The organism is Streptomyces pseudoechinosporeus (assembly GCF_054783935.1).
This window is the reverse complement of sequence record NZ_BAAGPS010000073.1, coordinates 28053-52930: the sequence shown is the minus strand read 5'-3', so window position 1 is coordinate 52930 and position 24878 is coordinate 28053. Positions and strand designations below refer to the sequence as shown.

General features: G+C 69.7%; 26 protein-coding genes. 14 read left to right on the top strand and 12 right to left on the bottom strand.

Features of this window, described 5'->3' with window-relative positions:
• Positions 1–84: 84 nt before the first annotated feature.
• Both ACYVO6_RS42090 and ACYVO6_RS42085 read right to left on the bottom strand, forming a co-directional pair.
• The gene (locus ACYVO6_RS42090; protein WP_461070961.1) at positions 85–942 is read right to left on the bottom strand and encodes a hypothetical protein; all 858 of its coding nucleotides are present in this window, start codon (positions 940–942) and stop codon (positions 85–87) included.
• The gene (locus ACYVO6_RS42085) at positions 935–1495 is read right to left on the bottom strand and encodes an RNA polymerase sigma factor (protein WP_461070959.1); all 561 of its coding nucleotides are present in this window, start codon (positions 1493–1495) and stop codon (positions 935–937) included. The genes ACYVO6_RS42090 and ACYVO6_RS42085 overlap by 8 nt, the downstream gene beginning before the upstream one ends.
• A 130-nt stretch (positions 1496–1625) precedes the next feature.
• Between ACYVO6_RS42085 and trpS the strand changes: the two genes are divergently transcribed.
• From trpS to ACYVO6_RS42070, 3 genes are all read left to right on the top strand, one after another.
• Positions 1626–2639 (top strand): tryptophan--tRNA ligase, encoded by a 1014-nt coding sequence (trpS, locus tag ACYVO6_RS42080; RefSeq protein ID WP_461070957.1) that lies wholly within the window; start codon positions 1626–1628, stop codon positions 2637–2639.
• A 182-nt stretch (positions 2640–2821) separates the two neighbouring features.
• A complete protein-coding gene (locus tag ACYVO6_RS42075; RefSeq protein WP_461070955.1) occupies positions 2822–3406 on the top strand; it encodes a 2'-5' RNA ligase family protein in 585 nt (194 codons plus the stop codon).
• Positions 3407–3464: 58 nt separating this feature from the next.
• Positions 3465–4442 (top strand): YihY/virulence factor BrkB family protein, encoded by a 978-nt coding sequence (locus ACYVO6_RS42070; RefSeq protein WP_461070953.1) that lies wholly within the window; start codon positions 3465–3467, stop codon positions 4440–4442.
• Here ACYVO6_RS42070 and ACYVO6_RS42065 read toward each other — a convergent pair.
• The gene (locus ACYVO6_RS42065; protein ID WP_461070951.1) at positions 4390–5700 is read right to left on the bottom strand and encodes a D-alanyl-D-alanine carboxypeptidase family protein; all 1311 of its coding nucleotides are present in this window, start codon (positions 5698–5700) and stop codon (positions 4390–4392) included. The two genes, ACYVO6_RS42070 and ACYVO6_RS42065, sit on opposite strands and share 53 nt — an antisense overlap.
• A 139-nt stretch (positions 5701–5839) precedes the next feature.
• Between ACYVO6_RS42065 and ACYVO6_RS42060 the strand changes: the two genes are divergently transcribed.
• Both ACYVO6_RS42060 and ACYVO6_RS42055 read left to right on the top strand, forming a co-directional pair.
• The gene (locus tag ACYVO6_RS42060) at positions 5840–6082 is read left to right on the top strand and encodes an SCO4848 family membrane protein (protein WP_461070949.1); all 243 of its coding nucleotides are present in this window, start codon (positions 5840–5842) and stop codon (positions 6080–6082) included.
• Between the two features lie 13 nt (positions 6083–6095).
• Entirely contained in the window at positions 6096–7457 is a 1362-nt protein-coding gene (locus ACYVO6_RS42055; protein ID WP_461070947.1) for a metallophosphoesterase, read from the top strand.
• Between the two features lie 27 nt (positions 7458–7484).
• Here ACYVO6_RS42055 and ACYVO6_RS42050 read toward each other — a convergent pair whose 3' ends face one another.
• Positions 7485–8879, bottom strand: a complete 1395-nt coding sequence (locus ACYVO6_RS42050) for a sensor histidine kinase (protein WP_461070985.1) — start codon at positions 8877–8879, stop codon at positions 7485–7487.
• Positions 8880–8947: 68 nt separating this feature from the next.
• Positions 8948–9637: a response regulator transcription factor gene (locus ACYVO6_RS42045; protein ID WP_461070983.1), complete on the bottom strand. Its 690-nt coding sequence runs from the start codon at positions 9635–9637 to the stop codon at positions 8948–8950.
• Positions 9638–9844: 207 nt separating this feature from the next.
• On the opposite strand from ACYVO6_RS42045, the gene ACYVO6_RS42040 reads away from it, so the two are divergent.
• The gene (locus ACYVO6_RS42040; protein WP_461070981.1) at positions 9845–12295 is read left to right on the top strand and encodes an MMPL family transporter; all 2451 of its coding nucleotides are present in this window, start codon (positions 9845–9847) and stop codon (positions 12293–12295) included.
• A 38-nt stretch (positions 12296–12333) separates the two neighbouring features.
• On the opposite strand, the gene ACYVO6_RS42035 is transcribed toward ACYVO6_RS42040, so the two are convergent.
• Together ACYVO6_RS42035 and ACYVO6_RS42030 are read right to left on the bottom strand one after the other, a co-directional pair.
• On the bottom strand, positions 12334–13086 hold the full coding sequence (locus tag ACYVO6_RS42035) for a TetR family transcriptional regulator (protein WP_461070979.1): 753 nt from the start codon (positions 13084–13086) through the stop codon (positions 12334–12336).
• A gap of 206 nt (positions 13087–13292) precedes the next feature.
• A complete protein-coding gene (locus ACYVO6_RS42030) occupies positions 13293–14072 on the bottom strand; it encodes a hypothetical protein (RefSeq protein WP_461070945.1) in 780 nt (259 codons plus the stop codon).
• A gap of 229 nt (positions 14073–14301) precedes the next feature.
• Between ACYVO6_RS42030 and ACYVO6_RS42025 the strand changes: the two genes are divergently transcribed.
• The 3 genes from ACYVO6_RS42025 to ACYVO6_RS42015 all read left to right on the top strand — a co-directional run bounded on the left by ACYVO6_RS42025 (position 14302) and on the right by ACYVO6_RS42015 (position 15742).
• Positions 14302–14763, top strand: a complete 462-nt coding sequence (locus ACYVO6_RS42025; protein WP_461070943.1) for a TM2 domain-containing protein — start codon at positions 14302–14304, stop codon at positions 14761–14763.
• Positions 14753–15163, top strand: a complete 411-nt coding sequence (locus ACYVO6_RS42020; RefSeq protein ID WP_461070941.1) for a DUF2752 domain-containing protein — start codon at positions 14753–14755, stop codon at positions 15161–15163. Before ACYVO6_RS42025 ends, ACYVO6_RS42020 begins: the two co-directional genes overlap by 11 nt.
• Before the next feature lie 315 nt (positions 15164–15478).
• Positions 15479–15742, top strand: a complete 264-nt coding sequence (locus ACYVO6_RS42015; RefSeq protein WP_461070939.1) for a TM2 domain-containing protein — start codon at positions 15479–15481, stop codon at positions 15740–15742.
• 52 nt (positions 15743–15794) lie between these two features.
• Here the strand turns inward: ACYVO6_RS42015 and ACYVO6_RS42010 are convergent, their stop codons facing one another.
• The 5 genes from ACYVO6_RS42010 to ACYVO6_RS41990 form a co-directional block, all read right to left on the bottom strand.
• The gene (locus tag ACYVO6_RS42010; protein WP_461070937.1) at positions 15795–16568 is read right to left on the bottom strand and encodes a succinate dehydrogenase iron-sulfur subunit; all 774 of its coding nucleotides are present in this window, start codon (positions 16566–16568) and stop codon (positions 15795–15797) included.
• On the bottom strand, positions 16568–18322 hold the full coding sequence (gene sdhA / locus ACYVO6_RS42005; protein WP_033325311.1) for a succinate dehydrogenase flavoprotein subunit: 1755 nt from the start codon (positions 18320–18322) through the stop codon (positions 16568–16570). The genes ACYVO6_RS42010 and sdhA overlap by 1 nt, the downstream gene beginning before the upstream one ends.
• 19 nt (positions 18323–18341) lie before the next feature.
• Positions 18342–18833 carry a succinate dehydrogenase hydrophobic membrane anchor subunit gene (locus tag ACYVO6_RS42000; protein ID WP_461070935.1) on the bottom strand — a complete coding sequence of 164 codons (492 nt, stop codon included), beginning with the start codon at positions 18831–18833 and terminating at the stop codon, positions 18342–18344.
• Positions 18834–18838: 5 nt separating this feature from the next.
• Complete coding sequence (sdhC, locus tag ACYVO6_RS41995) at positions 18839–19219, bottom strand: succinate dehydrogenase, cytochrome b556 subunit (protein ID WP_461070933.1); 381 nt, start codon at positions 19217–19219, stop codon at positions 18839–18841.
• Between the two features lie 325 nt (positions 19220–19544).
• Positions 19545–20072, bottom strand: a complete 528-nt coding sequence (locus ACYVO6_RS41990; RefSeq protein WP_461070931.1) for a 2-oxo-4-hydroxy-4-carboxy-5-ureidoimidazoline decarboxylase — start codon at positions 20070–20072, stop codon at positions 19545–19547.
• Positions 20073–20482: 410 nt separating this feature from the next.
• Here ACYVO6_RS41990 and ACYVO6_RS41985 point away from each other — a divergent pair, with 410 nt between their 5' ends.
• From ACYVO6_RS41985 to ACYVO6_RS41965, 5 genes are all read left to right on the top strand, one after another.
• Positions 20483–21952, top strand: coding sequence for a beta-N-acetylhexosaminidase (locus tag ACYVO6_RS41985; RefSeq protein ID WP_461070929.1), 1470 nt, complete (start codon positions 20483–20485; stop codon positions 21950–21952).
• A 106-nt stretch (positions 21953–22058) separates the two neighbouring features.
• Entirely contained in the window at positions 22059–22568 is a 510-nt protein-coding gene (locus ACYVO6_RS41980) for a hypothetical protein (protein ID WP_461070927.1), read from the top strand.
• 110 nt (positions 22569–22678) lie between these two features.
• Positions 22679–23254: a hypothetical protein gene (locus ACYVO6_RS41975; protein WP_461070925.1), complete on the top strand. Its 576-nt coding sequence runs from the start codon at positions 22679–22681 to the stop codon at positions 23252–23254.
• A 160-nt stretch (positions 23255–23414) separates the two neighbouring features.
• Entirely contained in the window at positions 23415–24032 is a 618-nt protein-coding gene (locus ACYVO6_RS41970; RefSeq protein ID WP_461070923.1) for an RNA polymerase sigma factor, read from the top strand.
• 36 nt (positions 24033–24068) lie between these two features.
• On the top strand, positions 24069–24659 hold the full coding sequence (locus tag ACYVO6_RS41965; protein WP_461070921.1) for a hypothetical protein: 591 nt from the start codon (positions 24069–24071) through the stop codon (positions 24657–24659).
• Positions 24660–24878 lie beyond the last annotated feature (219 nt).

Below are 24878 nucleotides of genomic sequence, written 5' to 3'. Positions count from 1 at the left end.
CGCCGAGGTTCCCACTTGTCCCGCACGAGTTCAGACCACTCCACGCCCCTGCTCCCCACTCCACGGACCCCAATCCACTGGCTCCTACTCCACGGACTCCGCGACAGCCACGGCTCGCTCCCGCGAGTCCACCCCCTCAAGCCGCAGCGTCCGCTGCTCCCCCCGGTGCTGCCACAGCAGCGTCGGCCCCGCCGTGCGGACCGTCCTGGCGTACTCGTGGCCCCGGTCGTCGACCAGGGCGAGCTCGAGGCGGTGGGGCTCGGCGAACCACAGGCCCGAGTCGCCGTTCACCGTGGCCGGTTCGTACGGCACCGTCGTCGACTTCCAGAAGAGCGGAGAGAGCGTCGCCCGGAACTGGTCGAGCCGTATCACCTCGCCGCCCCCGGTGTGCCAGCACAGCGAGAGGACCCGGCGGTCGGCCGACACCTGCGCGGCCGACGGGCGCCCCAACTCCCTTGGCAGCAGCGGCTCGAACCCCGCCCGCCGCGCAGCCCCGGCCACCGTCAGGCCCTGCTCGCAGCCCGGCACCGGAGACGGAGAAGCGTGCGGCCCCGGCTTGTACCGCACCTCGACGCCGCCGAAGCCGAACCAGTCGACGACCGCCGCCCGCACCGGAGGCGTGAGCACCAGCACCGTCAGCAGTCCGCACAGCGCGGCGGTCAGCGAACGCCAGCGCTGCCGCGCCCACCGCCGAGCCGACCGGATCCGCGTCGCCGGTCCCGTCGGCTCGGCCACCGGCACCGGCACCTCCTCGGCCAGTATCTGCTCCAGCACCCGCTCGACCATCGACTCGGTCCCGCTCGCACCCGGCGGATTCAGTGACCGTCCGAGCGCGCGCAACTCCTCGGGCAGCCGGTCCGAGCTCCCGCGCGCACGCCCCGGCTCCCCGGAGGTACGACCGCCCGGGGACTCCGCGCCCCCGTGCTCGTACGACTCACTCATGCTCATCACCTCCTTCCCGAGGCTGGAAATCGGGCAGCAGCCGCTTCAGCTTGCGCAACGCACGATTGAGCCGGGACTTGACCGTCCCGCGCGGCCAGCCCAGGGCCTGGGCCGTCTCCGGCTCGTCCATCTCCAGCAGATAGCGGTACGTGACGACCAGCCGGTGCTCCTCGCTCAGCCGGTCCAGAGCGGCCAGCAGCGCCGCCCGGCGCTCGACCTCCAGCGCCGCGACCGCCGGGTCCGCCGACTCCGGTATCACCGGCTCCGCCTCCACGAGTGCGGCCTCGCGGCCGGCCAGGGTCCGCTGGCGCACTGCCGTCCGCACTGTGTTCCTCGTCTCATTGGCGACGATCGAGAGCAGCCACGGCTTGAATGCCGCGCCGTCCCGAAAGCGCCCCAACGTGCAGTACGCCTTGAAGAAGGCCTGCTGCACCACGTCCTCCGCGTCCGCACCCGCGCCCAGTGCCACGGCCGCTCTGAGTGCGATGCCCGTGTGGGCACGCACCAGCTCCGCATACGCCTCCGGCTCTCCGGCGCGTACGCGTGCGATCACCGCGGCCTCATCGACGATGCGGCCCCCCTCCCGCGTTCTCACACTCTTGTTACACCGCCGGAGACAGATCGGTTCCCACCTGTTTCCGACCAGTTCCGGAGCGACTCCTGACACCTGAGAGAATGACGTCATGGCTTCTGACAGTCCCCGCGTGCTTTCTGGAATCCAGCCCACCGCAGGCTCGTTCCACCTCGGCAATTACCTCGGCGCCGTCCGTCAGTGGGTGGCCCTGCAGGAGACCCACGACGCGTTCTACATGGTCGTCGACCTGCATGCGATCACCCTTCCCCAGGACCCCGCCGAGCTGCGCTCCAACACCCGGCTCGCCGCCGCCCAGCTGCTGGCCGCCGGGCTCGACCCGGAGCGCTGCACGCTCTTCGTCCAGAGCCATGTCCCCGAGCACGCGCAGCTCGCCTGGATCATGAACTGCCTCACCGGGTTCGGCGAGGCGTCCCGTATGACGCAGTTCAAGGACAAGTCCGCGCGGCAGGGCGCCGACCGGGCCTCCGTGGGCCTGTTCACGTACCCGATCCTCCAGGTCGCGGACATCCTGCTGTACCAGGCCAACGAGGTGCCGGTCGGCGAGGACCAGCGGCAGCACATCGAGCTGACACGCGATCTCGCCGAGCGCTTCAACGGCCGCTTCGGGCAGACGTTCACGGTCCCGTCGCCGTACATCCTCAAGGAGACGGCGAAGATCTACGACCTCCAGGACCCGTCGATCAAGATGAGCAAGTCGGCGTCGACTCCGAAGGGCCTCATCAACCTCCTCGACGAGCCCAACGCGACCGCCAAGAAGGTCAAGAGCGCGGTCACCGACACCGGCACGGACATTCGCTACGACGCAGAGAACAAGCCGGGCATCAGCAATCTGCTGAGCATCTACTCCACCCTCACCGGCGCCGGTATCGAGGAACTGGAACAGAGGTACGCCGGCAAGGGCTACGGTGCGCTCAAGACGGACCTGGCCGAGGTCATGACCGACTTCGTGACGCCGTTCCGGGAGCGTACGCAGCAGTATCTGGACGACCCGGAGACGCTCGACTCGATCCTGGCCAAGGGTGCGGAGAAGGCGCGTGCCGTCGCCGCGGAGACGCTCTCCCAGGCGTACGAGAAGGTGGGCTTCCTGCCCGCCAAGCACTGACCGAGGCACTGACACCCGGGATCGGGCCCGACGGCCGTACAGTCGTAAGCCGTACGGAAACAGGGGACACACAGGACCAGGGGCCGTCCCTGTTCGCCGGAAGCGTCCGGAACAACAGCGCAAGCACCACAACGGCAAGCACAACAGCAAGCGCAACAGCGAGCACAACGACAGGAGACGACGTGGGGACCGTAACGATCGGTGTGTCGATCGCGGTCCCGGAGCCACACGGCAGCCTGCTCCAGGAGCGGCGCACAGGCTTCGGCGACGCCGCCGCTTCCGGCATCCCCACCCATGTCACGCTGCTGCCGCCGACGGAGGTCGACGACTCGGCGCTGCCCGCGATCGAGGCGCATCTCGTCGAGGTCGCGGCGGCCGGGCGTCCCTTCCCGATGCGGCTGAGCGGCACAGGAACCTTCCGCCCGCTGTCGCCTGTTGTGTACGTGCAGGTCGTCGAGGGTGCCGAGGCCTGTACGTGGCTGCAGAAGCAGGTCCGGGACGCATCCGGGCCCGTGGCACGCGAACTGCAGTTCCCGTACCACCCCCATGTCACGGTGGCGCACGGCATCGACGACGAGGCGATGGACCGGGCGTACGAGGAGCTGTCCGAGTACGAGGCCGAATGGCCGTGCACCGGTTTCGCGCTCTACGAGCAGGGCGCCGACGGCGTGTGGCGCAGGCTCCGCGACTTCGTCTTCGGGGGAGCGGTGCTGCCTGAGCAGACGAGCGCGCCCACGCAGGGCGACACCACGTTGCCCACGCACTGATCTGCTCTTTCGGGGTACCCCGGACATGGGTCCTCGGCAAAGAGGGCAGGTTCGGATCATGGACTGGCTGAAAAAGCTCCCCGGCATCGGGCCGGTTGTCACGCGTCTGATGGCCACGCACGCGTGGCGCTCGTACGAACGCCTGGATCGCGTGAAGTGGACGCGGCTCGCCGCCGCGATGACCTTCATCAGCTTCGTCTCGCTCTTCCCGCTGATCACCGTCGCCGCCGCGGTGGCCGCCGCGACCCTCGACGAGAAGGGGCAACGAGAGCTCGAGGACAAGATCGCCGAGCAGATCCCGGGCATCTCCGACCAGTTGGACATCGGCGGACTGGTGAACAACGCCGGCACCGTCGGCGTCATCGCGGGCGCTGTCCTGCTGTTCACCGGCATCGGCTGGGTCGGCTCCATGCGCGAGTGCCTGCGGGCGGTGTGGGAGCTGCCCGAGCCCGACGAGAACCCCGTACTGCGCAAGGCCAAGGACGCCGGGGTCCTCGTCGGCCTCGGCGGCGCCGTGCTCGTCACGATCGCCGTGTCCACCGTCGCGGCGACGATGGTCGGCTGGACCTCCCGGCAGCTCGGCATCGACGAAGGCGGCTGGGGCGGCGCGCTGCTGCAGACCACCGCATTCGCCATCGCCGTCCTCGCCGACTTCCTGCTCCTCCTGTACGTCCTGACGCTGCTGCCCGGCGTCGAGCCGACCCGCCGCCGGCTGTTCACCGCGGCGCTGATCGGCGCCGCCGGGTTCGAGCTGCTGAAGCTGCTGCTCAGCGGCTACATCAAGGGCGTCGCCTCGAAGAGCATGTACGGCGCCTTCGGGGTGCCCGTCGCGCTGCTGCTGTGGATCAACTTCACCGCGAAACTGGTGCTCTTCTGCGCCGCCTGGACGGCGACGCGGAAGAACGACTCCCCGGACGCTCCCGCAGAGGACTCCTCCGACGACTCCTCAAGCGACTCTTCCGAGGGCACCGAAGGGGCGGACGTCAGGGGCGCGGCCGGCGGCGCACCAGGTCGGGCAGCGGCCAGCGGCGGTTGACGAGGAACACCCCGCCGGCGAGGAGCACGAGCACGCCCCCGGTGATCCCCAGCGCGACACCGACGCCGCCCGTACTCGTCTCCTGCGCCGAGGCGGCGACGGGGCTGCCGTCACCGGACCCGCCCGCCTCACCGGAGGCCTCCGCATCCGGCTGCGTACCCGTGTCCACGCCCTTCGGCGGCACCAGCTCACCCACCGGCTCGACCTTGTCCGCCGCCTGGAAACCCCAGTCGAGAAGGCGGGCGGTCTCCTTGTAGACCTCGTTGGCCTCCTCCTTCTCGGGGTTCATGATGGTGACGAGAAGCACCTTGCCGTCGCGTTCGGCGACCCCGGTGAAGGTGGAGCCCGCGTTCGAGGTGTTGCCGTTCTTCACACCCGCGATGCCCCTGTAGACGTCGAGGCCGTAGTCGCCGGTCAGGAGCCGGTTGGTGTTCTGGATCTCGAAGGGCTTACGGGTCGTCTTGCCCTTCTTGTTCTTCTTCGTCTCGCCCGGGAACTTGGCGCGCACGGTCGAGGCGTACTCCCGGAAGTCCTTCTTCTGCAGGCCGGAGCGGGCGATAAGGGTCAGGTCGTACGCCGATGACACCTGCCCCACCTCGTCGTAGCCGTCCGGGCTGACCACGTGCGTGTCGAGGGCCTGGAGCTCCTCGGCGTGCGCGTTCATGTCCTCGACGGTCTGCTCGACGCCGCCGTTCATCGCGGACAGTACGCGTACGGCGTCGTTGCCGGAGCGAAGGAAGACGCCGAGCCACAGGTCGTGGACCGTGTACGTCTCGTCCTCCTTGATGCCGACCATGCTGGAGCCCGGGCCGATGCCCGCCAGGTCGGAGGGCACCACCTTGTGCTTCTCCTCCTTGTTGAACTTCGGCAGCAGCGTGTCCGCGAACAGCATCTTCAGGGTGCTCGCCGGGGCCAGCCGCCAGTGCGCGTTGTGCGCGGCCAGGACATCGCCGGACTCGGCGTCCGCGACGATCCAGGAGCGCGCGCTCAGGTCCTTCGGGAGCACCGGGGCGCCGGTGCCGAGGTTCACCTGGGTGCCCGCCTTGCCGAGTTGGGCACCGCCCACGGTCGACATGTCCGCCGGGGGCGTGGCGCTCGGCGATGCGCTGGCCTTGGGGGTCGCCTTCTGACTCGGTGTCGGCGTTCCGTCCGCGACAGCGGGCGCGGTGGCGATCGCGGTCGCGGTGAGCGACAAGGTCAGCAAGGTGGCGGAAGTGACCAGCAAGGAGGACTTGGTGGTCTTTTTCGTGGCGGACACGGTCGAGAACGTACCTGGCCCCGGACGCGGAGCCGCACCGCCCTCCCCACTGCCGCGGCCCTCTCCACTGCGACCCTCTGTGCTGAGGCTCTCCTCACCCCGGACGCGGCCACCACTCGACGACAGCGATACTGAACGTATGAAGCTCAGCCGTCCCGTCTCCTGGTTCCTGCTCGCCTTCGGGGTGTGGAGCTGGGTCATCTGGATCACTTTCGTCAAGAATCTTTGGGCGGACGGGAGTGGGCTCGCCTTCGACGACGTGGGCGATCCGACTGGGTACTTCTGGGTGCACCTGACGCTCGCCGTTGTCTCCTTTGTCCTTGGGACGGTCGTCGGGTTCATCGGGTTGCGCGGAGTTCGCGCCATTCACCGCACGTCATAACAGGAGCCTCCGCGTGACCATCGTCTTTGTGCTCATCATCTTGCTGGTTCTGGCCCTCTTCGGCGGGCTGCATTGGTACATGTGGCGTCGCCTGGTGCGCGACACGACCACCGGGCCGGGGCTCGCCCGGCGCGTGGGCGCCGCCGTGTTCATCGCCGGGCCGCTGCTCTTCGTCGCGGCGATGGTCGTCGGGCGGGCCGGGGCGCCGTTCTGGCTCAAACAGGTGCTCGGGTGGCCGGGGTTCATGTGGCTGGCCATCATGCTCTATCTCACGCTCGCGTTGCTCGTGGGAGAGGTCGTACGGCCCCTCGTACGGTGGGTTGTCGAGCGACGTTCAGCACCTGACGCACCTGAGGCGCCTGACGCACCTGAAGCAGTGGGCGAGCGCGAGCCGGTGGCCGTTGCCGCGCCTGACGCCGTCGTGGGGGCGGGGGCGGGAGAGCCCGGCTCCGGCGCCACGGAGCCCGTTTCCGAGGGCAAGGGCAAGGGCGAGGACACTCCTGACGACGGTTCGGAGACCGCGGCAACGTCCGGTCCTGCCGCCAGTGGTCCCTCCCGGCGTCTGTTCGTGTCGCGTGTCGTCGGTGGCGCCGCTGCCGCCGCCGCGTTGGGGACAGTCGGGTACGGGACGTACGGCGTGCTGCGCGGGCCGAAGGTGAAGCGGATCACCGTGCCGCTGGCCAAACTGCCGCGGAGCGCGCACGGGTTCCGGATCGCCGTGGTCAGCGATATGCACCTGGGGCCCGTGCTCGGGCGTGGGTTCACCCAGAAGGTCGTCGACACCATCAACTCCACTCAGCCCGACCTCATCGCGGTCGTGGGCGATCTCGTCGACGGCACCGTGAAGGACCTCGGTCCTGCCGTCGCGCCGCTCGCCCAGCTGAGGGCGCGGCACGGCTCGTACTTCGTCACCGGCAACCACGAGTACATCTCCGGCGCCGAACAGTGGGTCGAGCACGTACGCGAACTGGGGATGACGCCCATGCAGAACGTGCGTACGGAGATGCCCGGCTTCGACCTCGCCGGTGTCAACGACGTGTCGGGTGAGGACGAGGGGCAGGCGCCCGACTACGAGAAGGCGCTCGGCGACCGCGACCGGGCACGCGCGTGCGTGCTGCTCGCCCATCAGCCGGTGCAGATCCACGACGCCGTGGACCACGGCGTGGAACTCCAGCTCTCCGGCCACTCGCACGGCGGTCAGCTCTGGCCCGGCAACTTCGTCGCGGCCCTCGCCAACCCGACCGTCGCGGGCCTGGAGCGCTACGGCGACACGCAGTTGTACGTCTCCCGGGGCGCCGGCGCGTGGGGGCCGCCGACGCGGGTGGGCGCGCCGTCCGACATCACGGTCGTGGAACTGGCTTCCAGGCAGGCCTGACTGCCCCGGGGTCCGGGCTCCCAGCCGTCAGCCGTCAGTTGCATGTCCGGGCGGCAGTGTCACCGTCACCGCAAGCCCCTTGCCCGGAGCCGTCCGGACCGTGACCTCGCCCCCGTGCGAGGTCACCACGCCCTGCACGATCGCCATCCCCAGGCCGCTGCCCGCACCGCCGCCCGCCCGGAAGAACCGGTCGAAGATCCGCGCCGCGTCCTCCTCCGCGAGCCCCGGCCCCTCGTCCGCGACACACAGCCGTACAACTCCGTCCTGGCGCTCCAGAGCGAGGGTGGCCGGTACGTCGGCGGGCGTGTGCGTGCGTATGTTGCCGACGAGGTTGCCGAGGACCTGGCGCAGTCCCGACTCGTCGGCCTGTACGAGCAGGGCACCGTCGGCGTCCACCGTCACCGGGCGGTCCGGCTGCTGGGCCCGCAGGTCCTCGGCGGCGTCGCGCACGAGACGGCTCAAGTCGACGTTCTTGAAGCGCAGTTCGGGCTGCTGGTCGAGGCGTGCCAGGATGAGCAGCTCGTCGACGAGGCGGCCCATGCGGTCGGCCTCGCCGTTCATCCGGTCCCAGGCCCGCTTGCGTTCGCCCGGTTCGCGCAGCATCCCCTTGTCGTACAGCTGGAGATAGCCGCGGATCGCCGACAGCGGCGTACGCAGCTCGTGCGAGGCGTCCGCGACGAAACGGCGCAGCTGGGCCGCGCTGTGCTCGCGCGTGCGGTACGCCGACTCGACCTGGTGCAGCATGGAGTTGAGGGCGAGCCGCAACTGCTCGACCTCCTCGGTGGGATGCCGGCTGGAGGGCACCCGGCGGGTCAGATCCCCTTCGGCTATCGCCGACGAGGTCTCCACCATGTCCTCCAGGGGGCGCATCCGGCGCCGCACGCTGAGCATCGTCAGTACGCCGAGCAGCGCGAGCAGCAGTGCGCCGACGGTGAAGTCGAGTACGGCCGCCTTGCGGATCACCTCGTGCACGGAGCCGGTCGACCTGGCCATCAGCACCGTGGTGCCGTCGGTCAGGGGCGCGGCGGTGACCCGGTAGGGGGTGCCGTCCAGTCTGAGGTCGTGCGGTTCCTCGTCGCCGCGGAGGGCGGCCGGGTCGTCCACCGCCGCGGCGAGCGCGCGCTGGGTCTCGGTGGGCGCGAAGGGGCCGATGGCCGTGGGACGCCCCTGATCGTCCACCGCCACGAAGATGCCGTCCTGCACCCACGAGTCGGCGTCCGCCTCCTTGTCGGAGGGGGTGGGCGAGACCCGGGCTCGTACGGCGGCCAGGGCGCTCAGCGAGTCGACCTGCTTGAGGGTGAGTCTGGAGTCCCCGATCGAGTCGCGGGTCGCCTTCAGTTGGGTGTCTACGCTGTCCAGCAGGTAGGTCCGCATGCCCATCAGGGCCCCCGCGGTCGCCACGACGATGCCCAGCGCCAGCATCGCCACGTTCGCCAGTGTCAGCTGGCCGCGCAGCGAGTGGATGCCTTTGCGGCAACGGCCCCTGCTGGTCACGCGAGCCCGTATCCCACGCCTCGGCGGGTCGTGATCACGGGCGCGCCGAGGGAGTCGAGCTTGCGCCGCAGATAGCTGATGTACGTCTCCACGACCGTCGACTCCGCCGAGTGCTCGTACTGCCAGACATGGCGCAGGAGTTGCTCCTTGGGCACGATCCGTCCGTCGTTGCGCACCAGGAAGCGCAGCAGTGCGTACTCCGTCGGGGTGAGCTCCACCGAGCGGCCCGCGCGGTGCACGGAGTACGTCGTCTCGTCCAGCTCCAGGTCGCCGTAGCGCAGGGGCGGGCGCTGGGGGAGGACGTCGGCAGGGCGGGTGCGGCGCAGGACCGCGGTGATCCGGGCGACGACCTCGTCGATGTTGAACGGCTTGGTGATGTAGTCGTCGCCGAAGCCGAGCGCGCCGACGATCTCCGCGGGCGCGTCGCGCGCCGTCAGGAACACCAGCGCCAGGTCAGGCTGGCGCTGGCGCAGTTCGCGGCCCAGCGCCCGGCCGTCGCCGTCCGGAAGCATCACGTCGAGGAGCGCGGCGTCCGGGCGCGTGCGCTCGGCGAGAGTCAGCGCCTGGCGGACGGTGCCCGCCGTCATCACCTCGAAGCGGTGGTAGCGCAGGGCGATGGCCAGGACGTCGGCGATGCTCGGCTCGTCCTCGACGACCAGGACGGTGGCCCCCTCGTGCGCGCCCATGTCCCCGGCCTCCCCCTCGTGCCCCATGTGAGCGGTCATGTCCCCAGTATCGGCCGGGGCACTGACATCGGGGCCGCCGCGCTCTTTGGAGTTCCTTGAGAGTCATGGCCCTGCCGTGTCCACGCCCGCGCCGCGCAGTCGATGCTGAGCCGCAGGACCTGGGGGACCAACCGACCGACGACTAAGGAGCGTTGAGGCGTGGCGACATTGGCACGGTGGTGCTATCGGCACCGGCTGGTGGTCCTGTTGCTGTGGGTGGGGGCCTTGTTCGGTGTGGGCTTCGCGGGTTCCGCCGCGGGCACGGACTACGCGAACACCTTCTCCCTCCCGAACACGGACTCCACACGCGCGTACGACCTGATGGAGAAGGCCTTCCCGCAGAGCTCGGGCGACACGGACACGGTGGTGTGGAAGGTCGACGACGGAACGGTACGGGACGAGTCCGTACGCTCCCGGATCGAGCCCGCGCTCGAAGAGATCGGGCGGATGGAGGGCGTCGGCGAGGTCAGCAGCCCGTACGCCGCCCAGGGGGCCGCACAGATCAGTGAGAACGGGCGGATCGCCTACGCCCAGGTGACCTTCACCGAGCAGGCGAACAGCGTGCCCAAGGAGCTGGTGGAGGACGTCGTCGACACGGCGCAGGACGCCGAACGCGCCGGTCTCCAGGTGGAGCTGGGCGGTCAGGCGATCACCCGCGTCCAGGAGCCGCCCACCGGCATCGCCGAGCTGGTCGGCATCGTGGCCGCGGCCGTGGTCCTCTTCGTCGCCTTCGGCTCGTTCTTCGCGATGCTGCTGCCGCTCGTCGTCGCGATCGCGGCGCTCGGCACCGGGCTGATGGCGACCTCGCTGCTCAGCCATGTCACCGACGTACCCGAAGTCGCCCCGCTGCTCGGCTCGTTGATCGGCCTCGGCGTCGGTATCGACTACGCGCTGTTCATCGTGACGCGGCACCGGAAGGGCATCCTGCGCGGGATGAAACCCGAGGAGGCGGCCGTCACGGCCCTCAACACCTCGGGCCGGGCGGTGCTGTTCGCGGGCGGCACGGTGTGCATCGCGCTCGCCGGAATGCTGGTGATGAACCTGCGCTTCCTGGACGGCGTTGTCATCGCGACCTCGCTGACTGTCGTCCTGAGCGTCCTGGCCGCGACGACTCTGCTGCCCGCGCTCCTGGGACTGCTCGGCATGCGCGTCCTCAGCCGCAGGCAGCGGCGCCGGCTCGCCGCCGCGGGACCGGAGTCCGAGGAGGCGAGCGGGCTTGCGGCACGCTGGTCCGGGTTCGTCGAGAGGCGCCCGCGCTCGGTCGCCGTCATGGCACTGGTCGCGATGGTGGTCCTGGCGCTGCCCGTCCTGTCGCTCCGGCTCGGCGCCACCGACCAGGGCAACCACCAGGAGTCGACGACCACACGACAGGCGTACGACCTGCTCGCCGAGGGCTTCGGGCCCGGCTTCAACGGCCCGCTCCAGGTGGTCGCGGAACGCGGCGACACGGACGCGCTCGTCTCGGCCATCCGCTCGACGGAGGGTGTCGCGCAGGTCGCCGCCGCGCCACCCGCCCAGGGCATCACGGTGATCCAGGTCGTGCCGACCACATCACCGCAGTCCGAACAGACGGACCAGCTGATCGACCGGCTTCGGGACGACGTGATCCCGGAGTCCGGGACCGAGGCCCATGTGGGCGGAGTGACCGCCGTCTTCAAGGACTTCGCGTCCGTGACCGGCGACCGGCTGCCCTACTTCATCGCGGCGATCATCACGCTCGGCTTCCTGCTCCTCCTGGTGGCCTTCCGCTCCCTGGTGGTGCCGCTGACGGCCGCCCTGATGAACCTGATCGCGGCAGCCGCGTCGTTCGGTGTACTGGTCGCGATCTTCCAGTGGGGCTGGGGTACCGAACTCCTCGGCATCGGCAAGGAGGGGCCGATCACCGCCTTCCTGCCGGTCATCATGCTGTCGCTGCTCTTCGGTCTTTCGATGGACTACCAGGTGTTCCTGGTGAGCCGTATGCACGAGGAGTGGGTGCACACCAAGGACAACGCGCGGGCGGTCCGGGTGGGCCTCGCCGAGACCAGCCGGGTCATCAACTCCGCTGCCCTGATCATGATCTGCGTCTTCTCGGCCTTCGTGCTCAGCGGTGACTTGGAGGGCGCGATGGCGGGCATCGGGCTGGCCGCGGCGGTCGCGCTCGACGCGTTCATCCTGCGTACGGCACTGGTGCCGGCCGCGATGCACCTCCTGGGGAACTCCAACTGGTGGCTGCCGGACTGGCTGGAGAAGCGGCTGCCGCATCTCGCGGTGGAGCCGCGGGAGGAGGCCGCCGAAGTCGGCGGGACCGGCGGGGCTGTCGAAAACGTGCCCCACGCGCGCGTGCCCGACGACAAGGGGCACTCCACGGTGGTCCACGGCTTCGTGCGCGGTGCGGACGGGGGGCCGGTCGAGGGGGCCGTACTGACCCTGCACTCCCAGGGCGGTGGCCTCCGGCTCGACCAGGTGACCTCCCTGGCCGACGGCTCGTACATCGTCTCGGTGCCCGCGCCGGGCTCCTACCTGCTGTCGGCCACGGCTCCCGGGCATGCCACCCGCGCCCGCTCTGTGACGGTCGGCGAGGGGCCGCTGGTGTACGACGTGGAGCTGGCGGAGGACGAGATGGACGCGGTGAACTGACGAGCTGTCCGCTTGCTCGATGAGGAGGCCCAAGGCGCTCAGGCCTTGGGCCTCTTCGTCGGGTCGGGCAGTGCGTTCGTCATCCCCGGCAGGAAGTCCGTGAACAGTTCGTGCACCTCGCGGACCAGGGGGCGCAGCGCGCGGAAGCGGGCCAGGGAGATGCCCAGGGCGATGAGGCGGGCGCCGCGTTCGGCGAGACGGTAGCTGCGTTCGCGGCTTTCGGTGCGGTCGAAGACCCAGTACAGGACGAGCCCCATCTGAGAGAGCCACAGCAACTTCGGAAGGACGTCCCGCAGTTCGGCCGGGACCTTGGCCTTGGAGCCGGTGAGCACCTCCCGGCAGACGCTGATGGCCTCCACGCGCGCGTGCTCCGACTCCGGGGAGAAGGGACTAAGCGGGCTGTCCGGGTCGGCGGCGTTCTTGAAGAACTGCACCGCGAACTCGTGGTAAGGCTCGGCGACGTCCAGCCACGCCTTGAGGATCCCGGCGAACCGGACCTCCAGATCCGTCTCTCCCTCCAGCACGGACCGGACCGCCACCTGGTGTTCGGCGCCGATCCGGTCGTAGAAGCCCTGGATCAGATGCTCCTTGCCGGCGAAGTAGTAGTACGCGTTGCCGACGGAAACCCCGGCCTCCTTGGCGATGGCCCGCATCGTCGTCTTGTCGTAACCCCGCTCCTGGAACAGCCGCATCGCCGTCTCCAGGATCAGGGCCCGCGTCTGCTCGCTCTTCGCGGGCGTACGGGATGCCCCCGGGACCTGTGGCCCCACCGGCCCCGCGGAGCCTTCCAGGCCCGGGGAGTCCGCGCGGCCATCCTCGCTCGTACTGTCTTTCGCTGCTGGCACGGGAACAGAGCCTAGGCGCTCCGCTGGAATGCGGTTCGAAGCCGCGGGTCCGTCGTGGCTGGTCGCGCCCCGATGGGGGTCCCCGCTCGAGCGGAGCCGGCCGCGGGAAGGTCAGCCCGCGGCCTGCTCCATCGGGAAGTCGACGCCAGGGGTCAGGACCTGCAGCCGCCCACGCGTTGCGTGCTCACGGCGATGTCGTCCAGGCGGACGTCGTACGAGGACGGGGTGGGGTCGGACTGGTAGAGCTGCCAGCCCAGCTTCAGCTTGTCGAAGGTCGGGAAGACGAAGTCGTCCTCGGTGCCGCCGTGGTTGTTGGTGGAGACCGTCAGGTCGGGTTGTTCGACGCCGTTCAGGTAGACGGTGACGCGGTTGTCGGTGGCGTCCAGGTGGAACTCGGCGCACTGCCACTTTCCGGCGGTCGCGGGGGAAGAGGTCTTCCAGGAGGTCCAGTCGCCGGTGGGGCCCAGGTCCGAGCCGACGCCGAAGAAGTTGGCGTTCTCGGTGGGAACGTACTGGCCGCCGAGCGGACGGACCAGCGTGGGGGAGTCGGAGCCGGAGGCCTCCGCGATGGTCCAGTGGGCCCAGTCGGGGGCGGAGGGGAAGGCGTCCACGCGCAGGCGCAGGCGGGCCCAGAAGCTGTTGCCGGGCGGGGCGAGGTCGTCGAAGACGACGAAGGCGCGGCCGTTGCCTTCGGTGCGGATACGGAGTTCGCGGCCGTGGCCTGTGGTGCTGGGCGCGACGGTCAGCGCGCCCCCCTCCGCGTCGGTGGTCCAGCCGCGGCCCGCGGTGACCGGGCCGAGGGGGAGGCGGTCGAAGTTCTCCCGTACGAGCGTGTCGTGCGGGGCGGGGCCTGCCGAGGCCGTGGGGGGTATCGCGAACAGCACCGCGGCGGCGGCTGCCAGCGCGGCGGCGGTCTTCCTCAGGGATGCCATGGGCCCAGTCTGTAACAAGAGTCCCGTCAGTCACAGCAACTGGACCCGTGCGAACGGAAGTTGAGAGGCCGACACAGCCGCCCGTACAGGCAGGACGTAGCCATTTGTACGGGCAAGTCACAACCCAGGCTGGCCCTCGCCCGGTCCAGCCTGACAACATGACGAGCGGTCGTGTCTATTTTCTCGCGTGCCGGGTCAACCGGAGCACCGGAACACAGGAGTCGTCGCCTTGAGTGAGCAGCCCCCGCAGCCCCCGAACCAGCCGCCGGGGTACGGGTATCCGAACGCCAACCCCAATCCTGGTCAGGGGCAGAACCCCTATGCCGGCGGGCAGCAGCAGGGCCCGTACCAGCAGCAGCCCGGCTACGGATACCCGCAGGGCGGCGCCTACCCGCCGCCGGGTGCTGTGCCGCAGCAGCCCGGCATGTACACGGGTGACCCGAACGCCCCGTACGGCTACGACCCCTTCGGGCGGCCGTACTCCGACAAGTCGAAGATCGTGGCCGGAGTGCTCCAGCTGACGCTGGGCACGCTGGGCATCGGCCGGTTCTACATCGGCAGCGTGGGCATCGGTCTCGCCCAGCTCTTCACCTGTGGCGGCCTCGGCATCTGGGCGCTGATCGACGGCATTATCCTGCTGACCGGCAGCAACAACACGGACTCCCAAGGGCGGGTCCTGCGTGGCGGCTGAGTCCGGATCCGCGCCCGGATCCGTTCTGCGGCACCCGGCGACGGCACCGCTTGCCGTGTTCGTCGCCGGGGCCGCCGGTGCCTGCTATCTCTACGGCACCGATCCGCACGAGCCGGGGCATCTGCTGCCCCAGTGCCCCTTCCGCCTCGTCACCGGGCTGCTCTGCCCGGCCTGCGGCGGCACCCGCATGGTGTACGACCTGATGCACGGCCACTTCAGTGCCGCCTGGCAGGACAACCGGCTCCTGCTGCTGGCCTCGCCGTTTGCGCTGGCCCTGCTGGGCCGGTGGGCCCTCGAGGGCCTGCGCGGCCGGCGTTGGCGGCCCGAACTCCGCCGCTCTGCGCAGGCGTTGGTGCTGGTCGTGGCGGTTGCTTGGACTGTGGTCCGCAACCTTCACTGAGCGCTCCGCCGGGCATGCAGTTCGACTGCGGGTGCGTCGTGGCTGGTCGCGCAGTTCCCCGCGCCCCTAAAGGGGCCCGGTCGCCAGGCCCGCACAGCAGTGCACGTATCGATTTCGTTTGTCTAGTGAGCTTTCGGCCAACGGGTCACGGAATCGATACGATCGCCTCACCTCTCTCCTCCCGCCCCCTCCGTCCCCCTAGGCTTCATGATCCGCAGGGGGGACGAGCGCAGGCATGCAGTTTGTCGCGGGTTTCCTCCTGCGACCGCTCGGAACATTCCGTTCCAAATCCTCTGTACGCCAGGAGCAACACGCATGTCTGTCCCCACCCCTGACGCCCCGTTCGGCTACGACCCGCAGGGCCGCCCGTACTCCGACAAGTCCAAGGTCATCGCGGGCATCCTCCAGCTCTTCCTGGGCACGCTGGGCATCGGCCGTTTCTACGTCGGTTCCGTCGGCGTGGGCGTCGCCCAGCTCCTCACCTGCGGTGGCCTCGGCTTCTGGGCCCTGATCGACGCGATCCTGTTCTTCACGAGCAACGACCGCACCGACAAGCAGGGCCGCGTCCTGCGAGGCTGACACCCGCCACAGCCGAACACGCGAGGGCCGAGCAGGCGAACTCGGCAGGAACTCAGTAGCGGCGCGTGATCAGCGCCCGCTTCACTTCCTGGATCGCCTTGGTGACCTCGATACCGCGCGGACAGGCGTCCGTGCAGTTGAACGTCGTACGGCAACGCCACACGCCGTCCTTGTCGTTGAGGATCTCGAGCCGCTGCTCACCGGCCTCGTCGCGCGAGTCGAAGATGAAGCGGTGGGCGTTGACGATGGCGGCCGGGCCGAAGTACTGGCCGTCGTTCCAGAACACCGGGCACGAGGACGTGCAGGCGGCGCACAGGATGCACTTCGTCGTGTCGTCGAAGCGTTCCCGGTCCTCCGCCGACTGGAGCCGCTCACGCGTCGGCTCGTTCGTGTCCTTCGTGATCAGGAAGGGCATCACATCGCGGTACGCCTGGAAGAACGGTTCCATGTCCACGACCAGGTCCTTGAGGACCGTAAGGCCCTTTATGGCCTCGATCGTGATCGGCTTCTCGGGGTTTATGTCCTTGATCAGCGTCTTGCAGGCGAGGCGGTTCTTGCCGTTGATCCGCATGGCGTCCGAGCCGCAGATGCCGTGCGCGCAGGAGCGGCGGAACGTCAGCGTCCCGTCCATGTCCCACTTGATCTTGTGCAGAGCGTCGAGGACGCGCTCCTTCGGGTCGATCTCGACCTGGAAGTCTTCCCAGGTCGCCTCCGCGGAGACCTCCGAGTTGAAGCGGCGGATCCGGAAGGTGACCGTGATGTACGGGGAGTCGGCGAAGCCCGGCTCAGGCTTGGCGTCTTCCTTGTCGAGGGTCGGGGTTGCCATCAGTACTTACGCTCCATCGGCTGGTAGCGGGTCTGGACGACCGGCTTGTAGTCGAGACGGACGGTCTCGGTGCCGTCGTCGCCCACCTCGCGGTACGCCATGGTGTGGCGCATGAAGTTGACGTCGTCGCGGTTCGGGTAGTCCTCGCGGTAGTGACCGCCGCGGGACTCCTTGCGGGCGAGCGCGGAGACGGCCATGACCTCGGCGAGGTCGAGCAGGTTGCCCAGCTCAATGGCCTCCAGGAGGTCGGTGTTGAACCGCTTGCCCTTGTCCTGGACCGAGACGTTCAGGTAGCGCTCGCGCAGCTCGGCGATCTTCTCGACCGCCGTCTTGATCGTCTGCTCGGTGCGGAACACCATCACGTTGGCGTCCATGCAGTCCTGCAGCTCGCGGCGGATGTCCGAGACCCGCTCGTTGCCCGTGGCGTCGCGCAGCATCTCGACCCGCTCCTGCACGAACGCCGCCGGGTCCTCGGGAAGCTCGACGTAGTCGCTCTTCGCGGAGTACTCGGCGGCGGCGATGCCGGCCCGCTTACCGAAGACGTTGATGTCGAGCAGCGAGTTGGTGCCGAGCCGGTTGGCGCCGTGCACGGACACACAGGCGACCTCGCCGGCCGCGTACAGACCGGGCACGACCGTGGTGTTGTCGGCCAGCACCTCGCCCTGGACGTTCGTCGGGATGCCGCCCATGGCGTAGTGCGCGGTGGGCTGGATCGGGATCGGGTCCGTGTACGGCTCGATGCCGAGGTACGTACGGGCGAACTCGGTGATGTCCGGGAGCTTGGCGTCGAGCTGCTCCGGCGGCAGGTGGGTCAGGTCCAGGTAGACGTGGTCGCCCTCGGGACCGCAGCCGCGGCCCTCCCGGATCTCGGTGTAGATGGACCGGGAGACGACGTCACGTGAGGCGAGGTCCTTCATGACCGGCGCGTACTTCTCCATGAAGCGCTCGCCGTCCTTGTTGCGCAGGATGCCGCCCTCACCGCGGGCGCCCTCCGTCAGCAGGATGCCCATGCGCCAGATGCCGGTCGGGTGGAACTGGAAGAACTCCATGTCCTCCAGCGGCAGCCCGCGCCGGTAGCAGGCCGCCTGGCCGTCACCGGTGAGGGTGTGCGCGTTCGACGTCACCTTGAAGAACTTGCCGGTGCCGCCGGAGGCGTAGATCACGGCCTTCGCCTGGAAGACGTGGATCTCGCCGGTGGCCAGCTCGTACGCGACGACGCCCGCCGACCGCTTGACGCCGTCGACCTCGGTGATCAGCTGGTCCAGGACGTAGAACTCGTTGAAGAACTCCACGCCCTCTTTCACGCAGTTCTGGTACAGCGTCTGGAGGATCATGTGGCCGGTGCGGTCCGCCGCGTAGCAGGACCGGCGGACCGGGGCCTCGCCGTGGTTGCGGGAGTGGCCGCCGAAGCGGCGCTGGTCGATGGTGCCGCCCGGGGTCCGGTTGAACGGCAGGCCCATCTTCTCCAGGTCGAGGACGGCGTCGATGGCCTCCTTCGCCAGGATCTCAGCGGCGTCCTGGTCGACCAGGTAGTCACCGCCCTTGACCGTGTCGAAGGTGTGCCACTCCCAGTTGTCCTCCTCCACGTTGGCCAGCGCGGCGGCCATGCCGCCCTGCGCCGCGCCCGTGTGGGAGCGGGTCGGGTAGAGCTTCGTGAGCACGGCGGTACGGCTGCGCTTCGTCGACTCGATGGCCGCGCGCATGCCGGCGCCGCCCGCGCCGACGATGACGGTGTCGTACTTGTGGATCTTCATGAGTCTCGTAGCCCCGGATCTAGCGGATGTTCGGGTCGAAGGTGAAGATCACCAGCGTGCCCAGCAGGATGGTGAACACCGTGGCGGTGTAGAGCAGGCCCTTGAGCCACAGCCTGGTGTTCGGCCGCTCCGCGTAGTCGTTGATGACCGTACGCAGGCCGTTGGCGCCGTGCAGCATCGCCAGCCACAGCATGGCGAGGTCCCAGGTCTGCCACCAGGGGGAGGCCCAGCGGCCGGCCACGAAGGCGAAGCCGATCTTGGAGACGCCGCCGTCGAGGACGAGCTGGATCAGCAGGTGGCCGATGACCAGGACGACCAGGACGATGCCGGACAGCCGCATGAACAGCCACGCGGCCATCTCGAAGTTGCCACGGGTCGGCTTCGGGGTCTTCTTGGTGCGCTGACGCGGGGCCTCGATGTACGGCGCCGGGTTGTCGACGCTGTACGACAGTTCGCCATCGCCCTCGATGGGGCCGATGCCGGAGGCGGCGGTCTTCTCAGTAGTGGACATCAGGCTCAGCTCCCGAAGACTTCGCGGACGGCGTGGCCGAGAACCGGGTACAGCGCCCCGACCATCAGCACGACCCAGACACCGACGACCGTCCAGAGCATCTGCTTCTGGTAGCGCGGGCCCTTGGACCAGAAGTCGACGGCGATGACCCGCAGACCGTTGAGCGCGTGGAAGAGGATGGCGGCGACGAGGCCGTACTCCAGCAGCGCGACGAGGGGCGTCTTGTAGGTGGCCACGACCTCGTCGTAGGCCTCGGGGGAGACACGGACGAGAGCGGTGTCCAGCACGTGTACGAACAGGAAGAAGAAGATGAGGACGCCGGTGACTCGATGAGCCACCCAGGACCACATTCCTTCCCGGCCGCGGTACAGCGTTCCAGCCGGCACGGAAGTTCCTCCGGGAGCGGGGATTGGGGCCGCGCCGGCTTGTGCTGTCGGTCGGGCCCGGCCGGGTACGGTCCACCGGCCCTGGCCATCGTAGCGACGTGCTGTCGGAACGATGACGGTGGCCCCTTCAGTTGTGATCAAACAGGCACCGTCTGGCTACGGGGGGCGCGGCTTCCGGGGTGGGGCGCCTTGTTGGTTGCCGGGTGCGGGTTGTTTGTGGTTGATCGCTCCCCCACTCTCGGCTGCGCTCGAGCGGGGGGACCCCCATCGCGGCGGAGCCGCACAAATGTCACAACCCCGCGCCCCTGACGGGCCCTGGAGGGCCCTAAGGGGCGCTTGGGAGAAACGATTCCCGTACCAGGCGCTTCAGTCTTGCTCTTGCCGCGCGGCGCAGTTCGTCCGCCGTCTGGATTCGTTCCTCGTCACGATCGTTTGTCAATCGTGATCGGATGGCCGTCAGTACCTTGTCGAGGGCTTCCTCGGAGGGGGTGTCGTCCAGGCTGATCACGAAGACGTGGCCGAAGCGAGCCTCGTACGCGGCGTGGGCTGCGCTCAGGGCCGTGTGGGCCGCGGAGTGGGCGTCGGCGGGGATGCGGGGGAGTGGCTCGTGGGCCAGGGCCTCGGAGAGGTCGGCGGGGGTCAGGTCGTACGCCGCCTCGTCGGCCGCGGCGAGCAGGGCGGCCAGGTCCGGGTAGGGGCGGTGGGCGGCGAGGCGGCGGGCCCAGCGGTGGCTGCCGCAGCAGGTGAGCAGGGCCCGTTCGGCGGCGTCGGCGGGTGCGGCGTTGAACCGCTCCAGGCCTGTGGGGCTCGGTCTGGAGCGGGTCTGGCCGGGCAGGGAGACGACCTGCCCCAAGTGGCGAGAAGGACGGTGCGCAGGCAGCGTGGGTTCCTCGGCGGTTCGGTGAAGCTCCGGTGGGGGCCTCACGCGTGATTCGGGAGTGGATCAAGTGTGAGATGTGACATTCACGCTATCGAGGCTGACGGAAGCTGTCCGTCGGATGCCCGAAATTCACCCGCACGGCAGAGTTTCGGATCGTGTGGTGGACGGTGGCGTGATGAGGTGAGGACCTAGGTTCGCGGGGACAAGCAGGGCAAATGATTGGGTGATCTGTGGTGAACGGGCGTGGGCGCCGGACGATGACGGGCCAAAGGCCCCAGTTGGTCGGGAGCCGGAGGCCTCTGTTGGTCGGGACCGGAGTGATCGTGGCGGGAGCCGCGGCCTTGACGGTCGCTCTGTGGCCGAGCGGAGGCAACGGCGCGCCGATGACACAGCAGCCCACGGACCCGCCCGCAGCCTCGCCGAGTCGTACATACCCGATGTCGACGACGCCTCGTACGATCCCGGCCGTACGCGAGCACACCCCCGCCCGCGGACCCGGCTGGCGTCCGGCCGGCGCGGGCCGCGTGGTGGTGAACGACGCCGACCTCGCGGACGAGGGGCGGCTGCTCGCCGGGGAGCTGAAGCTCAGGTACGCGGGGACGGGCGACGCCCGCGCCGGGGACGTACAGCTGGCCCTCACCGACGAGGACGCCGGGGCCGAGTCGTACACGATGGCCGTCAAGGACGGGCGGGTGCGAATCAGCGGGCCGGCCGAAGCGGGCGTCTTCTACGGGACGCGCACCCTGAAGCAGGCGGTGCGGGCGGACGGTACGGCGCCCGAGGGGGTCGTACGCGACAGCCCGGCGAAGCCGCAGCGCGGGTTCATGCTGGACATCGCGCGCAAGCACTTCACGGCCGGGTGGATCGAGGACCGGATCCGTGAGCTGGGGGATCTGAAGTACAACCAGCTCGGGCTGCACTTCTCCGACGACCAGGGCTTCCGGATCGAGTCCGACAAGCATCCGGAGGTCGTGTCGGAGCAGCACCTGACCAAGGCCGAGGTGCGCCGCATCCTCGACCTCGCCGCGAGCCGGCACATCACCGTCGTCCCCGAGATCGACTCGCCGGGCCACCTCGGCGCGGTGCTCGACGCGCACCCCGACCTCCAGCTGCGCAACGCGAGCGGCGTGGCCGCGCAGGGGGCGGTCGATATCTCCAAGCCCGCGGCGGCGGACCTCGTGGACGAGCTCCTGGACGAGTACGCGGAGCTGTTCCCCGGGCGTTACTGGCACCTGGGCGCCGACGAGTACCGGGCGCTGATGGTCTCGAACCCCGAGGCGTCGTATCCGCAGCTGGCCGCCGCCGCGAAGAAGAAGTACGGGGCGAACGCGGGTGTCGCGGACCTGGCGACCGGCTGGCTCAACGACCGCGCCAGGCTGATGCGTGGGCACGACCGGACGATGCGGGCCTGGAACGACGGCTTCTTTCCCGGGGGTGCCGTCCAGGCCGCCGACGACATCCAGGTCGCGTACTGGACGGGCAAGGAGATCGGCGCCCGCCAGCCCACCGAGTACCTGCGGGACGGCCGCAAGGTGATCAACTACAACGACGAGTACCTCTACTACGTCCTCGGCCAGCCCAACCAGTTCGTCTACCCGACCGGGCAGCGCATCTACGAGCAGTGGACCCCCCTCGTCCTGCGCGGCACGACCCCGGTCTCCAAGGAGTACGACGACCAGATCCTCGGCGGCTCCTTCGCGGTCTGGTGCGATCTCGCGAACTCCCAGACCCAGGACCAGGTGGCCTCGGGGATCCGGATGCCGCTGCGGGCGCTGGGGCAGAAGCTGTGGGATCCGCGGCAACCGGGAGCGTCGTGGGCGGAGTTCACCGAACTGGCTCAGAAGCTGGGCTGATGTCGAGTCGGTGCGGTTGGGATGAGTTGACCGTTTAGGTAGCGAACGGCCGTACGACTGTGATGGATTTGAGGCTGAGAAGATCCGCGATGCCGGGGGAGCCGGAATGGGTTACTGGGGGTATTACGTCGTCGGCAGGAGCGAGTCGCCGCTCGCCGAGCTGGACGCGTTGTCGGAGGCCAAGGGGCTGACGCTGCACGAGAGGGCCGACGACGGCTGGCAGGTGTGGGAGTACCCGATCGGGGACGGCACCGGTGATGTGGGGAACATGAGCCACCTCGCCGAGGAGACGGGCGCGCCCGCGCTCTTCGGATACGTCATGGACAGTGACTGCGTGGTCGTCGAGGCCGCCGCGCCCGAGAGCGGGCCGTGGACGAGCTGCCTGGCACGGGACGCGATGGCCGGATACCTAGGGGGCGCCGATAATGGGCTGACGGTCGACGACTACTTCCTGGAGCCGCGCGACGCTGCCGAGCGGGCCGTGGCCTGGGCCGCCGAGTCGGGCCGTACGGTGCCGGAGGAGCAGCTTCTCGAGGTGTTCACCGCGGACGCGGACCCCTCGGCCGAGATGCTCTTCTTCCAGTTCCTGGACCGGCTCGGGGTGATGCGCAGCTGAGAGGCGTCGAGATCCGGCCACTCCGTACTGTGACGTTCCGGCCACGGAGGACGCAGTAAGGGGAAGTGCGGGCTCCGTAACAAGAGGCGCCCCACCGTAGGGAGGCGTGGATGAGCCTGGTGGAACTGATCGCTCAGGCCGACGAGCGCGGTCTTGCCGCCAGCGGTCTGGCATGCCTGGACCGCTGCATGCCCTTGCTGGGCGGTGACGACGAGGTGCTGCGCCCGCTGTGGGCGAGCCTCGCCGAGGATGCGGAGGCCGAGGAGTGGGGCGAGTGCGTGGAGCGGGCCCGGGCGGAGCTCGGTGCCCCGGACGTATCTGAGCGCGACGTCTCCGCCGAGGGCGAGGCCGCCGCGCTCGCCCACCGCATGCTCGACGCCGCGCCCCTGGAGCGCTCCGCCGAGAACCTGCGCGCATGGGCCGACGCCTGCTCGGTCGCCGCCCTCCAAGTGCACCGGCTGCTGGACGCGTCGGACGACGGCGCGGCCTCGGTGTCGGCCCGCCGCGAGGGCCGTACGCAGGACATGTCGCCCCTCGTCGCCGTCGAACTGCGCCGCCAGATCGCCATCCTGGAGCTGCTGTCCGGTGGCGGCGCCGCGAGTCTGCGGCAGGCTCTGGACCTGTCGACGGAGGGGCGGCGCGTGTTGCGCGCGGTCGTGTCGCGGCGGGCCCGCGGGCGGGTCTGAGAGGGGATCCGAGGAGGCTGCCCCGCGTTCGTGCAGCTGTGACACTTCTGGACGTCCCGGCGCTGATCGCCTTGGGGGCACGCCCAGCGCACGCCCTCAAGGCGATCCAATGACGCGTGGCGCGGATCTCGGTACGAACTCGGTGCGAACGAGGACAGTGTTGGGCCAGGGAGGGGAACCCCACCGCGGGCAGGCGGCCGACGGGGAACTGGGCATAGCCGTCGCGCGGGCGCAAGAAGGGGACGAGGACGCCTTCTCGGTCGCGTACCGGCTGGTGCAGCCCGGACTGCTCGGCTATCTGCGCGGTCTTGTCGGCGACGACGCGGAGGACGTGGCCTCGGACGCCTGGCTGGAGATCGCCCGGGATCTGGGCCGGTTCCGCGGGGACGGGGCCGGGTTCCGCGGCTGGACCGCGACCATCGCCCGGCACCGGGCGCTCGACCACCTGCGACGCCAGAAGGTCCGGCCGCGGCCGTCGGTGCTGGAACAGGACGTCCTGGAACTCCCGGGCGTACACGACACGCACGACCAGGCACTGGAGTCCATCTCCACGGAGTACGCCCTGGAGCTGGTCTCGCGACTGCCGCGGGACCAGGCGGAGGCCGTACTGCTGCGGGTCGTGGTCGGCCTCGACGGCCCCGCCGCGGCGCGCGTGCTGGGCAAACGTCCTGGAGCGGTACGTACCGCCGCATACCGGGGTTTGAAGACCCTCGCCCGTCAGTTGGGCGCCGAAGGTGTGACGGATGACGGCCCGAGCACGCTGGGGGAGTCGGGATGAACGGCAACAGATCTTTAGGCAAGGGCGGACTCGGGCATGGGTGAACGACACGACGACCCCTCCCTTGAGGCCCTCCTCGCCGCCGCGGTACGCGCCGACTCCCTCGATCCCGGCGCCCAGGACCGGGCCCTCGCCGCCTTCCGCGCCGCACGGCAGACGGGAGCCCACGGTGCGCGCACCCGGCGGCGGGACGACTGGCGGCCATGGGACCGGCGAAGGTTCGGGCGTTCGCTGCGGGCGACACTGGCCGCGCTGGTGACGAGCGCGGCCCTCGGCGGGGTGGCCATCGCGTCGATCGGCTCGGTCGGCACCTCGGGCGACGACAGCGACGTACCGCGGCCCTCGAAGAGCGCACCGGACCGGCCTGCGGAGGAGCCCGGCGCCACGCCCGGGACGCCCGGGCAACGCGACGGCTTCTCCGCCACACCCTCCGACCGTCCGCCGTCCGCCCGGGACCACGAGGCCGGGCCCTCCGGTCGGCCGGTCAAGAAGCCGGGCCCTCCGGACCCCCGTACGGGCGACAGGCCGACCACTCCGAACAAGCCAGCCGAGCCGAGCAAGCCCGGCAAGGCGGCCGAACCCGCGAAGAACCCCGGCGGCGGCCCCACCAAGGGCCCGAAGAACTGAATCGGTGCGGCGATGCGCCCGGAGAACAACGGCGATGTGCCCGGAGATGTCCGGAGATCAACATGGCCCGGCGTCTGCGACGGCAACGTGACCACAGCCGATGGCAACGGCCGGGGCCGCCACCCCTGGCCTGACAGAAGCATGAAACGCCTCTGACCAGGCACTTTACTGTCCAGGTGCAGGTTCTCGCTTCCCGTCTGGATCGGCCCCCATCTAGGT

Bases quoted from the DNA above. Each gene is read 5' to 3' on its own strand.
- ACYVO6_RS42090 (WP_461070961.1), bottom strand. From the start codon at position 942: ATGAGTGAGTCGTACGAGCACGGGGGCGCGGAGTCCCCGGGCGGTCGT.
- trpS (WP_461070957.1), top strand. From the start codon at position 1,626: ATGGCTTCTGACAGTCCCCGCGTGCTTTCTGGAATCCAGCCCACCGCA.
- ACYVO6_RS42070 (WP_461070953.1), top strand. From the start codon at position 3,465: ATGGACTGGCTGAAAAAGCTCCCCGGCATCGGGCCGGTTGTCACGCGT.
- ACYVO6_RS42060 (WP_461070949.1), top strand. From the start codon at position 5,840: ATGAAGCTCAGCCGTCCCGTCTCCTGGTTCCTGCTCGCCTTCGGGGTG.
- ACYVO6_RS42050 (WP_461070985.1), bottom strand. From the start codon at position 8,879: ATGCTGGCGCTGGGCATCGTCGTGGCGACCGCGGGGGCCCTGATGGGC.
- ACYVO6_RS42045 (WP_461070983.1), bottom strand. From the start codon at position 9,637: ATGGGCGCGCACGAGGGGGCCACCGTCCTGGTCGTCGAGGACGAGCCG.
- ACYVO6_RS42030 (WP_461070945.1), bottom strand. From the start codon at position 14,072: ATGGCATCCCTGAGGAAGACCGCCGCCGCGCTGGCAGCCGCCGCCGCG.
- ACYVO6_RS42015 (WP_461070939.1), top strand. From the start codon at position 15,479: ATGTCTGTCCCCACCCCTGACGCCCCGTTCGGCTACGACCCGCAGGGC.
- ACYVO6_RS42010 (WP_461070937.1), bottom strand. From the start codon at position 16,568: ATGGCAACCCCGACCCTCGACAAGGAAGACGCCAAGCCTGAGCCGGGC.
- sdhA (WP_033325311.1), bottom strand. From the start codon at position 18,322: ATGAAGATCCACAAGTACGACACCGTCATCGTCGGCGCGGGCGGCGCC.
- ACYVO6_RS42000 (WP_461070935.1), bottom strand. From the start codon at position 18,833: ATGTCCACTACTGAGAAGACCGCCGCCTCCGGCATCGGCCCCATCGAG.
- ACYVO6_RS41985 (WP_461070929.1), top strand. From the start codon at position 20,483: ATGACACAGCAGCCCACGGACCCGCCCGCAGCCTCGCCGAGTCGTACA.
- ACYVO6_RS41980 (WP_461070927.1), top strand. From the start codon at position 22,059: ATGGGTTACTGGGGGTATTACGTCGTCGGCAGGAGCGAGTCGCCGCTC.
- ACYVO6_RS41975 (WP_461070925.1), top strand. From the start codon at position 22,679: ATGAGCCTGGTGGAACTGATCGCTCAGGCCGACGAGCGCGGTCTTGCC.
- ACYVO6_RS41965 (WP_461070921.1), top strand. From the start codon at position 24,069: ATGGGTGAACGACACGACGACCCCTCCCTTGAGGCCCTCCTCGCCGCC.